The sequence below is a fragment of the Nostoc sp. ChiSLP03a genome, from assembly GCF_034531215.2.
GTDB lineage: Bacteria > Cyanobacteriota > Cyanobacteriia > Cyanobacteriales > Nostocaceae > Nostoc.
Genome location: NZ_JAVRBQ020000148.1, coordinates 93,041 through 104,880 on the forward strand (window position 1 = coordinate 93,041; position 11,840 = coordinate 104,880).

Below are 11,840 nucleotides of genomic sequence, written 5' to 3' on the forward strand. Positions count from 1 at the left end.
TGATATGAAAACTGAAAATAGTAAACCAAATGATGAAGTCCAAATTCGCACGATAATCGAGGAGCGCGTCAAAGCATTACCCAACAAGGACATCAACGCGCTTTTGTCCAATCACGCGCCGGATATTCTGTCTTTCGATGTCATCAATCCACTGCAATATATCGGAGTAGATACGGTTAGAGAACGCGTCCAGAAGTGGGTTTCTTCATTTCAAGGCTCAATCGGCTATGAGATTCTAGACCTGAGCATCACGACGGGCGAAACGGTGGCTTTCTGCCATTACCTCTATCGTGTGAGCGGAACACTGACAGACGGAGGGAAAGTCGAAATGTGGGTGCGGGCGACTGTTTGCTTGCGTGAGATTGACGGCAAGTGGATGATTGTGCATGAGCATCAATCAGTGCCTTTCGACCCGGAGACAGGCAAAGCGTCGCTTAATCTCAAGCCGTAGGACTTCGTGAATCATAAGCTACGCCTAACAAGTCGTTGTACTCAAGCGCGAAACAGCAGCTTTTTTATCACATTGTCCGTTAATTTTTATCGGGCTTGGTTGCGGTTTTGCACCGCGTCAATTCAATCGTTCGGCGGTTACTGCCTGAATTGGATGCGCCGACAAATAATTAATTTTGTTCAAAGTCCAATTATTAAACAAGCATAAAAAATAAAAGATTGAACCGCCTAAATTTATCAGGATTCTTAATTTTTAATTTTGAATTCCTATAAAAGGCAGTTGAATTTAGTATTATTTTCAATTCTTAAAAAAGGTTTTGCTAATGACCAATTCAGATTTAGAGAGAGTTACTGTTCGCCCAACGGATGAGTATAACCAAAAGTTGGTGTCTTACGTTCATCCGCCAAATTGGGTTAATCCTCAACCCGCCGATGTTTACGACTTGGTAGTTATTGGTGCTGGTACGGCGGGATTAGTCGTGGCGGCGGGTGCTGCGGGTCTAGATTTGGGTTTAAAGGTGGCGTTAATTGAAAAGCATCTCATGGGTGGAGATTGCTTAAATGTTGGTTGCGTACCATCTAAAACTATTATTCGCTCTGCCCGCATCGTTGGCGAAATCTGGGATGCTAAAGACTTGGGAGTTAATATTCCTCAACATAATATTGATGTTGATTTTCCCAAAGTTATGGCCAGGATGCGGAAGATAAGAGCTGATATTAGCCCTAACGACTCGGCGGAACGGTTTCAAAAGTTGGGTGTTGATGTCTTTTTGGGTAGCGGTCGATTTGCAAGTAAAAACACCGTGGAAGTTGGCGATAAAACCCTCAAGTTTAAAAAAGCTGTGATTGCAACTGGCGCAAGACCTGCACAACTGTCGATTCCGGGACTTGAACAGGCGGGTTATCTAACCAATGAAACGGTTTTTTCCTTAATTCAACGACCGGAACGTTTGGCGGTAATTGGTGGCGGGCCCATTGGTTGCGAATTGGCGCAAGCTTTCCGGCGTTTGGGTTGTGAGGTGGTGCTTTTCCATAGCGGTTCTCATCTCCTAAATAAAGAAGACCCTGAAGCCGCTAAAATTCTCCAAAAGATTTTGATTAACGAAGGAATTCGCCTAGTACTCGATTCCAAACTGGAAGAAGTGGTAACTGTGACTGAGGGAAAACGCCTTTACTTTTCCTCTAACGGTCATCGAGATTCGGTGACAGTCGATGAAATTTTAGTCGGTGCGGGGCGATCGCCAAATGTCGAAAATCTAAATTTAGAAGCTGTGGGTGTAGAATATGACAAGCACCAAGGCGTAAAGGTAAATGATTACCTGCAAACGACCAATCCCAAAATTTATGCAGCTGGCGATATCTGCATGAACTGGAAGTTTACCCATGCTGCTGATGCAGCAGCGCGGATTGTAATTAAAAATACACTGTTTTCTCCCTTTGGCTTGGGACGCTCGAAACTCAGTAGTTTGGTGATGCCTTGGGTAACTTATACTGACCCAGAAATTGCCCACGTGGGGTTGTACGAACACGAGGCGCAGAAATTGGGTATTGAGGTGACAACCATCAACATACCTTTTAATAGTGTAGACCGAGCGATCGCAGATGGTGAAGAGTTAGGATTTCTCAAAATTCACCACAAAAAGGGGTCTGATGAAATTATCGGTGCAACTATTGTCGCCAGTCACGCGGGTGAGATGATATCAGAAGTAACTACGGCAATGGTGAACAAGATTGGCTTGAGCAAGTTAAGCAGTGTAATTCATCCTTATCCCACTCAAGCCGAAGCAATTAAAAAAGCCGCTGATACTTATCGTCGAACACTCCTCACATCAAATACCAAAAAATTGTTGGGATTTGTGACAAAGTTATCTTAAGCAAAATCAGCGAACGGTCAAATAACTGTTCGCCGATCGCTGATAATTTTTATGTCATCTCTAAACCAACGTGAGTTCGATGAACCCTCACCCCAGCCCTCTCCCACGGGGAAAGGGAGGAGCAACGAGAAATTAGGGTTTTGGCTCCCCTCTCTGTGTCGGAGAGGGGTTGGGGGAGAGGTCAAAAAAGGGCTTGTCGAACTCACATTAAACTGTATTTATCTCTAAACAGGTCGGAAACGATCGATCTCGCCTCCGGTCAAGTTTGCATAATACAGATTACCATCAGGGCCAGTGGTGATTTGTGTAGGCAGTCCGAGATTAGGCCTGTCTGTTTGGGAAGCAAACCGCTTAACTGAGGTAACTTTACCTTGACTATCTAATATCAAAGCATCGATAGTTCCTTGACTGAAATCACCAATGAATAAGGCACCTTGATAGATTGCAGGGAAAGTATTACCTGTGTAAAAGTCACCCACCAGGATCGAATTAGAACCAGAATGCTTGTAAGTGTACAGTGGTTCTGTAACAGATGAGCCACTATTATAGAAAGCTTTTGCTGCATCTAAATTAGCGTAGGCTGGTTGTTTCAGACTGACGACATTACCATTTGCATCAAGGCCACCTTCATAGAATGGCCAGCCAAAGTTAGCTCCTGGTTTTCCGATATTCACCTCTTCGTAGGTACCGAAGCCAACATCACCAATTACTGGGGTATTGGTCTTTTTATCAATTGTGAAACGGAAGGGGTTACGCAGACCGTAGTCATAAACTTTGGAAATATTGCTATTAGCGTCACCGTTGTAGAAAGGATTACTTGATAAGCCTTTACCAGTAATCGGGTCAATCCGCAAAATCTTGCCGGATAGATTATTCTTATCTTGGACGCGAATTGCTCGGGGGTCTACTCCATTGTAGGAAGTACCATCTCCTAAGCTCACAAATAGAGAACCATCAGTACCAAAACGCACAGAACCAACTGAGTGAGATTCACTATCATTGGCGATAAAATTCTGGATATTTTGGACTTTATCGAGATTATTCAGATAATCCTGCAAGCTGGTAAACGGCTTACCAGTATCTTTGTTGAGAATTCCTGATGGTGCATAGCCAAGTGAAACATTTGTGCTATTTCCATCTGGGTGACTGATATTTGCCCAAGTGCCATTTGTGCCGAGTAGTACAACTTCGCTGCCAGCGATCGCAGTAGTGTAATTAGTATTGGGGTCAGCTGTGAAGCGACTTAGGCGTGCAGTCCGATTCCCATTCTGATCGGGATCGTCCAATGTGCTATTGGGATTATTCTTAGAATTGCTTGTATTAGTTTCTGGTGGATCGTAGGTATACAACAGGTAAACATAGTTGTTGCCGTTTGGACTTTTACCAAAATCTGGATGTACGGCAATGCCTAACAGACCGCGATCGCGCGTATCATTTACCTGTCCGCGAATATCAGTAAACGGGGTTGATAATAAAGTACCGTTTTTCATAACTCGCACTACCCCATTTTTCTGGGCAATGAACATACTGTTACCATCAGGTGCCCATTCAAAAGCTGTGGGTTGATTCAAGCCAGAAGCTACCGTATCTAAAGCAAAGTTACCAGAGTCATTATCAATAATAGTGATACTTGTCTGTTGATTAGTTAACTGCACTCCAACTGGATTACTGAACTTCAAAGCAAATGTTTCATTTGATTCCCCAACGTTGTCATTCAGAATGGGGATAACAATGGTGTTGCTGGTTTGTCCGGCTGCAAAACTCAAGCTTCCAGATACAGCCTGGTAGTCAGATCCAGCTTTAGCAGTTCCATCTTGGGTTGTGTAGTTGACGCTAGCCGCCGCCGAAGCATTGCCTCGTGTAACTATCACCTTGGCAGTACCGTCACCCTCATTAACTACTGGCTGACTGAAATCAAGGCCGGAGCGATCGTTGTCTTGAATTGTAATTGAGAGAGTTCTTTGGACTCCTAGTGTTGCCCCCTCTGCCTGATCGATGACAAAATTAAAGCTTTCATCTGGTTCTATCGAGGAATCATCATTGATCGGAATGGATATCTGTGCGCTGCTTTGTCCCGGCGCAAAAGTCAGTACTCCAGCACTTTCAACGCCTTCACTGCCATAGTCAACTCCTTTTGTAGCAGTATTAGCTATAGTTGCATATTTAATTGAAGATGTACTACTTAAATCTCCAGTTCTAATTAGTTTGACGGTAACACTACCACTGTCTTCGTTCACAATCATCGAAGACGAGCCTAAGGTGATAGTGGTCGGAAGAACTGGTGAATAAAGTTGAGACTGAGGAATGATTTCCTTCGCCTGAGAGGCGCTTGACCAACGCAGTTGAGAAACGGCATTGCCTGTATTTTCGTAGTACTCAAGTTTAATATCGTACTTCTGACCTGCAACCAATGCGATCGAGCCACTAGATTCAGTGGCAGCTTGATCGACAAATTGACTGATGATTTGTTGACCATTCACCCACAGTCGTACACCATCATCAGCAGTAGTGTAGAACTTGTAAGTTTCGCTGTACTTGGCTTCTACCTGACCTGTCCACCGTACTGAGAAAGTATCTGCCTCAATCGACGGAGCGGGAGAATCAGCGCGCCAGTTAAAGTTCACCGTCGGATCTGTAGTAGTTATCTTCAGGTTAGTGAAGTCCATGTTGTCGTAGTACTCACCTTTGAGTCCATTGCCACTACTAGGTGTGCTGACGACATTACTATACAGTTGAGACTGGGGAATGATTTCCTTCGCCTGAGAGGCGCTTGACCAACGCAGTTGAGAAACAGCATTGGATTTATTTTCATAGTACTCAAGTTTAATATCGTACTTCTGACCTGCAACCAATGCGATCGAGCCACTAGATTCGGTGGCAGGTTGATCGATAAACTGATTGATGATTTGTTGACCATTCACCCACAGTCGTACACCATCATCAGCAGTGGTGTAGAACTTGTAAGTTTCGCTGTACTTAGCTTCTACCTGACCTGTCCACCGCGCTGAGAAAGTATCTGCATCAATCGACGAATCGGGAGAACCAGCACGCCAGTTAAAGTTCACCGTCTGATCTGTACGAGTTACCTTCAGGTTGGTGAAGTCCATGTTGTCGTAATACTCTGCCTTGAGTCCATCTCCTTGAGAGAGTAGGCTAGAGCGAGCAGAAATGCTGGTTTGTCCTCGATCGATACTTTCTAGAGATGATTTAGTAGTAATTACTGGACTTACAGATGTTGATAAGTTTTGATTTGATGCCATAATTTAGTGTTTCAGGATTAATTTAACATTGAATATTCCAACAAAAATGCATCATGAAGCTTGATATAAATATACTGACAAGCTAATAATTGATTAACTTATAAATATATATTTAGTAATTACTAGTCATGAATAATTAATTGAAGAATATATTAGTCTTTGTTAGTCTTTGTTTTCTTTCAAAAATTTACTGAATTCTTGATACCTTCTAAATTTTATTGATGTGCAGATGCATATCAGCAAGGCAAGCAGTGCTTAAGAAAGCAAATACATGCGTAATTAGTCAAATGCAATAACTTTACATAAATTACTTAAGTATTCTTTTAGTGCTTACACATTTGACAATAGATGGCGGTGTTATGTCTATCTTCTGTATAGAACTTTGTTTAAATATTCATATTGATCTATCCTTTTTTAAAGGAATATAAAAGTTTTGATGATATTTAAATAAAAAATGCCAAAATACCGGATAATCTAATGTGTATATTTACAAATTTATTAACTATATAAAATTTGTATAAAGAAAAATTTTAATATTTAAAGATTTGAAAAATTAATATTTATCTATAGTTCATTTTGATTATTACTTTATCTTTTTGTTACCAGAACCAGCATAAATTTAGTAATAACCTAAAATCAGTGGAACAAAAACTTTTGCAAAAGCCTTACCATTCATGCATTTAAGCTAGAAAACACAATCCAATACTGCTCGGTTAAAGGGAAAAGGGTAAGGAGAAAAGGATTGGAAGGCTCGATATATAAAGTTTTTTTCCCTTTAACCTTTTCCCTTCCCCCCAAAACCCTACTCTTTCGTTCATTTACAAAAGTTTTCAATTTACTTTAAGTCAGAAAAATTACAAGTTTGACGTTGCACATTCCCACTTTCCCCTAGACTAAGGGCAGCAACCTTGTTCAAACTGGCTGAGGAAAGTGGACTTTGACTGAGACAAACAATTTAAACTCTACCATCCAGAATCTCTCACGCAGAGAATTGCGAAATTTAGTGCGGACTCAGCTGCAAATGCTCCTAGAAGCAGGAGACTTGCAAGGAGCAAAATCAATTCTCGTACCCGTGCAGCCTGCGGATATCGCCGAGGCGATTGAGGGTTTACCAGAAGCGATGCATGCTTTGGCTTTTCGCTTGCTTTCTAAGGATGAGGCGATCGAAGTTTATGAATATCTCGACTACAGTGTTCAAGAACGGTTAATTGAAGAACTTAAAAGCCAGGAAGTCTGCGATATTGTCGATCAAATGTCGCCGGATGACCGAGCTAGGTTATTTGATGAATTACCGGCAAAAGTCGTCAATCGCTTGCTAGAACAACTGAGTCCAGCTGAACGTCAAGCTACAGCCCAACTATTGGGTTATGAAGCTGATACAGCTGGGCGAATTATGACGCTAGAGTTGATCTCGCTGAAAGAAAATTTGACAGTATCTCAAGCTCTAGAGCGAATTCGCAACTTAGCTAATGCCAGTGAGATGATTTATTATCTTTATGTCATGGATGCGGCAAGGCGCTTGACGGGGATTGTATCGTTGCGGGAATTAGTAACGTCTCAGCCTGAGCAAATGATTGGCGAAATTATGACCCGTGATGTGGTGTTTGTCTACACTGATACAGATCAAGAAGAAGTTGCAAGATTAATTCAAAGATATGATTTTTTGGCTGTGCCTGTAGTAGATCGAGAACAGCTTCTAGTAGGTATTGTGACGGTGGATGATGTAATTGATATTCTGCAACAAGAAACCACCGAGGATATCTATGCTTTGGGTGGTGGCGTGCAGTCGGGGGGCGATAATTATTTTCAAATGAATTTACTGGAAATCGCTCGGAAACGAGTTGTCTGGTTATTGGTTTTACTTGTAACTAATACCGTTACAGGCACAATTATTAAGTCGCAAGAAGATATTTTAGCAAAAGTGGTGACACTGACGGCCTTTATTCCCTTGTTGACTGGTACTGGGGGTAATGTAGGCGCTCAATCTTCCACAGTGGTGATTCGCGGGATGAATACCGATGAAATCCGATCGCGTGGTGCATTACAGGTAATCGGCCGGGAAGCGATCGCAGGCGCCCTATTGGGAGCAATGTTAGGTACGATCGCTACTGTCTGGGCTTATTTTCTGCAAGGACGACTAGAAGTAGCGATCGCTGTCGGCACTAGTCTGGTAGCTATTTCTCTTTTAGCTTCGATCTCCGGTTCAGCACTGCCATTTCTATTTCGCTATCTGCGTTTAGATCCGGCATTAATGTCAGCACCGTTCATCACCACAGCAGTTGATGTTGTAGGTGTTTTGATTTACTTCAATTTGGCGCGGATAATTTTAAAGTTATGAAAAGAGTCATTGGTCATTGGTCATTGGTCATTAGTGAATAACAAACTACAAATGACAAAAGACAAAGGACAAATGACTAACTTAACTTTTACAATTCTGATTCTGTATCTGGAGCAACAATTTCGCCAGTACCCAATTGCAGTATCATGTCCTGGTCAGTAATCAATCCGCTAAGTTCTTTCACTTGTAAATTCATGTCTTCACAAGCTTGTCTAAGTTCTCTGGCAAATTTGTTGAGGTCTTGACCATAGCCACATTGATAAGCAGCAGTTTCAATTCCTTGCTGGGCATTTGCTCTAGCACAATCTACTAGTTCTCTGCCATTCAGTGGTGTAGGAGATGCCATAAACGTAGTTATTATTTATTAAATGTACGCTGTTAGACAGAGTATCAATATTTCTACATTAAATCATCCCTCCAATGGATGACCATGAGGGTAGAATTATAAGTTTAGAGTTAGGAGTTAAAAGTTAAAAGTTAAGAGTTATAAGTTTAGAGTTAGGAGGTAAAAATTAAAAGTTATAAGTTTAGAGTTAGGAGGTAAAAGTTGTAAGTTTAAAATATCTTGTTTATAACTTCTAACTCCTAACTCTTAACTCATAACTCTTAACTATTCTACTTACCCATTGACAACATCTCCACCATTGACGTGTAACACTTGTCCAGAGACATAAGAAGCATCATCAGAAGCTAAATATACGTAGCTAGGAGCAACTTCTTCAGGTTGTCCGGCTCGTTCCATTGGTACTTGTTTGCCAAAAGTTTCAACTTTCTCTTCGGGGAAAGTTGAGGGAATTAAAGGTGTCCAAATTGGCCCTGGCGCGACAGCATTAACGCGAATTCCTTTAGATACCAAATTTTTCGATAAGGAGCGAGTAAAAGCAACGATCGCACCTTTTGTAGAGGAGTAATCTAGTAGTTGTGGACTACCTTTATAAGCTGTTACTGATGTCGTATTGATGATAGTACTGCCCGCTTGTAAATGCTTGAGTGCAGCTTTAGTCATGAAAAACATTGAGAAGATATTAGTGCGGAAAGTTCGCTCTAGTTGTTCTTCGGTGATTTCTTCAATACTTTCTTTCGGATGTTGTTCGGCAGCGTTGTTGACGAGAATATCGAGTTTGCCAAACTCACCAATTGTTTGTTGTATGGCTTGCTGACAAAAAGTTTCATTGCCAATATCACCTGCAATTGTTACTGCACGACGCCCTTGTTTTTCTACCAAATGTTTTGTTTCTTTGGCATCATCGTGTTCGTTAAGGTAAAGAATAGCCACATCTGCACCTTCTTTTGCAAATGCGATCGCAACAGCACGACCAATCCCACTATCTGCACCCGTAATCAATGCTACCTTATCTTGTAACTTCCCACTACCGCGATACTGAGCATCTTCAGCTTTGGGTTTTGGTGTCATTTCTGATTCAACACCTGGTGTTTCTTGTTGCTGTGGCGGTTGTAATTTTTGCTCTTTTTTCTCTTTTGGTTCTTTTGATTTAGCCATCTGTTTTACCTTGGTAATTGAATATTGAATGGGTGTTGAAAAAGAGGAATTGGGCACTAGTTATACTCTATCTTTCTCCTATTCCCTATTTCATAACTAAACCTTGGATCGAAAATTCAACCCAAGGTTTATTTTTTGCTTTGACTCTCACTAGCCATTTGCAATTTTAGGCATTTATATCCTGGATGTTTGCCAAACTTACTTATTTCTAGCAACTGTACGCGACTTACATTATTTATCCTCACGCTTGACCATGAAATAAGTACACAACTGCGATTCGATCGAGAATTTCTCTTTTTCACCTGCTTTAAAATTAACTATTATGTTGCTCTACTTTATCGCCCCCTAGAGGTAAACTAAGCTGCAATTAGCTCAACCTTAAGAGGGAAAATAAATTAAAGAAGTCAGCGATTTACGAGTTGCTATAGCTCGATCGCTCCTTGCAGACTTCCGGAAATTTTTTACAAAACTACCTGAATCTTGACATAGCGACTATACATCGTCCAAAAGGGTGCGTGGTGCGCTACATTGAGATTATTAGAGGGCATGGGTTATGGCAACATTAAATATTTCCGAGTTAGAACAAGTTGAAAAGTTTCGCCACTTACAATTAACCCTGCGCGATCGCTGGAAAACGAGCGAAATATTTGACAATAGTGAAGCGGATATTTTAATTATTCCCTCCTTGAGTCTTGACCAGGGAGAACTCCAAAAGATCGAAGGCTGCGAGCATTATGAAGAAAGATTACTATTTTCCTTAATTCGGTTGCGGAATCCCCGAACTCGACTGATTTATGTAACATCAGTACCGCTGCATCCGAGTATCATTGATTATTATCTGCAATTGTTGCCAGGAATTCCCTTTTCTCATGCTCGCAATCGCTTGCTGTTACTTTCTACTTACGATTCCTCTTTTAAGCCTCTAAGCCAAAAGATTTTAGAACGCCCCCGCTTGCTAGAGCGGATTCAGAAATCTTTGAGGCTAGACAAATCATTTATGATCTGCTACAACTCTTCGCACTGGGAAGGCGAATTGTCTTTAAAATTGGGTGTACCACTGTATGCGGCTGCACCAGATTTACAAATTTGGGGAACAAAAAGTGGCAGTCGGGAAATCTTCAAGGAAAGCGAAGTACCGCATCCAGATGGCAGCGAAAAAGTTTGGAACCATACAGATTTGACAGAAGCTACTGTTAACTTGTGGGAACGGCAACCAACATTAAAACGGGTAGTAGTAAAACTTAACGAGGGCATTTCTGGAGAGGGGAATGCATTGTTGGATCTCAGACCGATTGAGAATTTAGCACCAAACACTGGTACTCATGCCGAAAGGATAGCAGCAATTAGCGATCGCTTATCAACGATGCGCTTTCAAGCAAAACAAGAAACTTGGGATAGTTTTTTGGGAAAAATGCCTGAGTTAGGGGCAATCGCTGAAGCATTCGTGGAAGGGGAAATTAAGCGATCGCCCAGCGTTCAAGGACGGATCACCCCCCAAGGCGAAGTGGAAATCCTGTCAACTCACGACCAAATTCTCGGAGGCCCAGACGGTCAGATTTATCTTGGTTGCAGCTTTCCTGCTGATGAAAGATATCGATTGCAATTACAGCAATTGGGACTTCAAGTTGGCAGAAAGCTAGCAGATAAAGGCACTTTAGAGCGGTTTGGTGTAGATTTTATCGCTGTTGAGAAGGGTAATGGAGACTGGGATATTCAGGCGATCGAAATTAACCTGCGTAAAGGCGGTACAACGCATCCATTCATGACCCTGAAATTATTAACGAACGGCCGCTATGACCTTTCCACGGGTTTATTTTATAGTCAACAAGGTCGTCCAAAATATTACATTGCCACTGATAATCTGCAAAAAGAGCGCTATCAGGGATTATTACCCAATGATTTGATGGATATCATTGCTCACCACAGACTGCACTTTGACAGCGGTACAGAGACGGGTACAGTGTTTCATCTTATGGGCTGCCTTTCGCAGTTTGGCAAGGTGGGATTAACCAGCATCGGTGATTCACCGCAACAAGCACGAGATATTTATAACAAAGTTGTCAAAGTTCTCGATGAAGAAACCCGCAACGAAAATCGTGATTTCTCGGCATTTTCAGATTATTCCTTTCCTGTAGTTTGGGATGAATTATAAGCTAACGCGCCTACATATTGCACAAACTCGTGTAGACCGTCATTAGTCATTAGTCATTTGTCATTAGTCATTAGTCATTAGTCATTAGTCATTAGTCATTTGTCATTTGTGTTTACTAAGGACAAAGGACAATTGACAAAGGACAACCTCACCAGTTGATGTGCTTTTCTTTTTGCGTAACAGCTTAGTTAAGGAATGTCGTTTGTAACCACGATCGGGGCACAGCAAGGCTTGTGCCCCAATGATATTATGTCTGCCAGTTATA

7 protein-coding genes are annotated in these 11,840 nt (G+C 41.7%); 4 read left to right on the forward strand and 3 right to left on the reverse strand.

Annotation, left to right across the window (positions count from 1 at the left end):
- Nucleotides 1-4: 4 nt before the first annotated feature.
- Together RMY32_RS24545 and RMY32_RS24550 are read left to right on the forward strand one after the other, a co-directional pair.
- The gene (locus tag RMY32_RS24545) at nucleotides 5-451 is read left to right on the forward strand and encodes a YybH family protein (protein ID WP_322674068.1); all 447 of its coding nucleotides are present in this window, start codon (nucleotides 5-7) and stop codon (nucleotides 449-451) included.
- A gap of 322 nt (nucleotides 452-773) precedes the next feature.
- On the forward strand, nucleotides 774-2,324 hold the full coding sequence (locus tag RMY32_RS24550; RefSeq protein WP_322714104.1) for a mercuric reductase: 1,551 nt from the start codon (nucleotides 774-776) through the stop codon (nucleotides 2,322-2,324).
- 224 nt (nucleotides 2,325-2,548) lie between these two features.
- Here RMY32_RS24550 and RMY32_RS24555 read toward each other — a convergent pair whose 3' ends face one another.
- Nucleotides 2,549-5,584, reverse strand: coding sequence for a PA14 domain-containing protein (locus RMY32_RS24555; protein WP_322714105.1), 3,036 nt, complete (start codon nucleotides 5,582-5,584; stop codon nucleotides 2,549-2,551).
- A 937-nt stretch (nucleotides 5,585-6,521) separates the two neighbouring features.
- Between RMY32_RS24555 and mgtE the strand changes: the two genes are divergently transcribed.
- Nucleotides 6,522-7,922, forward strand: coding sequence for a magnesium transporter (gene mgtE, locus RMY32_RS24560; RefSeq protein ID WP_322714106.1), 1,401 nt, complete (start codon nucleotides 6,522-6,524; stop codon nucleotides 7,920-7,922).
- A gap of 88 nt (nucleotides 7,923-8,010) precedes the next feature.
- On the opposite strand, the gene RMY32_RS24565 is transcribed toward mgtE, so the two are convergent.
- On the reverse strand, nucleotides 8,011-8,268 hold the full coding sequence (locus RMY32_RS24565; protein WP_094352695.1) for a hypothetical protein: 258 nt from the start codon (nucleotides 8,266-8,268) through the stop codon (nucleotides 8,011-8,013).
- Between the two features lie 273 nt (nucleotides 8,269-8,541).
- Nucleotides 8,542-9,423, reverse strand: coding sequence for an SDR family oxidoreductase (locus RMY32_RS24570; RefSeq protein ID WP_322714107.1), 882 nt, complete (start codon nucleotides 9,421-9,423; stop codon nucleotides 8,542-8,544).
- Nucleotides 9,424-9,976: 553 nt separating this feature from the next.
- On the opposite strand from RMY32_RS24570, the gene RMY32_RS24575 reads away from it, so the two are divergent.
- Nucleotides 9,977-11,575, forward strand: coding sequence for a peptide ligase PGM1-related protein (locus RMY32_RS24575; RefSeq protein WP_322714108.1), 1,599 nt, complete (start codon nucleotides 9,977-9,979; stop codon nucleotides 11,573-11,575).
- Nucleotides 11,576-11,840 lie beyond the last annotated feature (265 nt).

Coding starts and splice junctions, on each gene's coding strand:
- RMY32_RS24545 (WP_322674068.1), top strand. CDS start 5: ATGAAAACTGAAAATAGTAAACCAAATGATGAAGTCCAAATTCGCACG.
- RMY32_RS24550 (WP_322714104.1), top strand. CDS start 774: ATGACCAATTCAGATTTAGAGAGAGTTACTGTTCGCCCAACGGATGAG.
- RMY32_RS24555 (WP_322714105.1), bottom strand. CDS start 5,584: ATGGCATCAAATCAAAACTTATCAACATCTGTAAGTCCAGTAATTACT.
- RMY32_RS24565 (WP_094352695.1), bottom strand. CDS start 8,268: ATGGCATCTCCTACACCACTGAATGGCAGAGAACTAGTAGATTGTGCT.
- RMY32_RS24570 (WP_322714107.1), bottom strand. CDS start 9,423: ATGGCTAAATCAAAAGAACCAAAAGAGAAAAAAGAGCAAAAATTACAA.
- RMY32_RS24575 (WP_322714108.1), top strand. CDS start 9,977: ATGGCAACATTAAATATTTCCGAGTTAGAACAAGTTGAAAAGTTTCGC.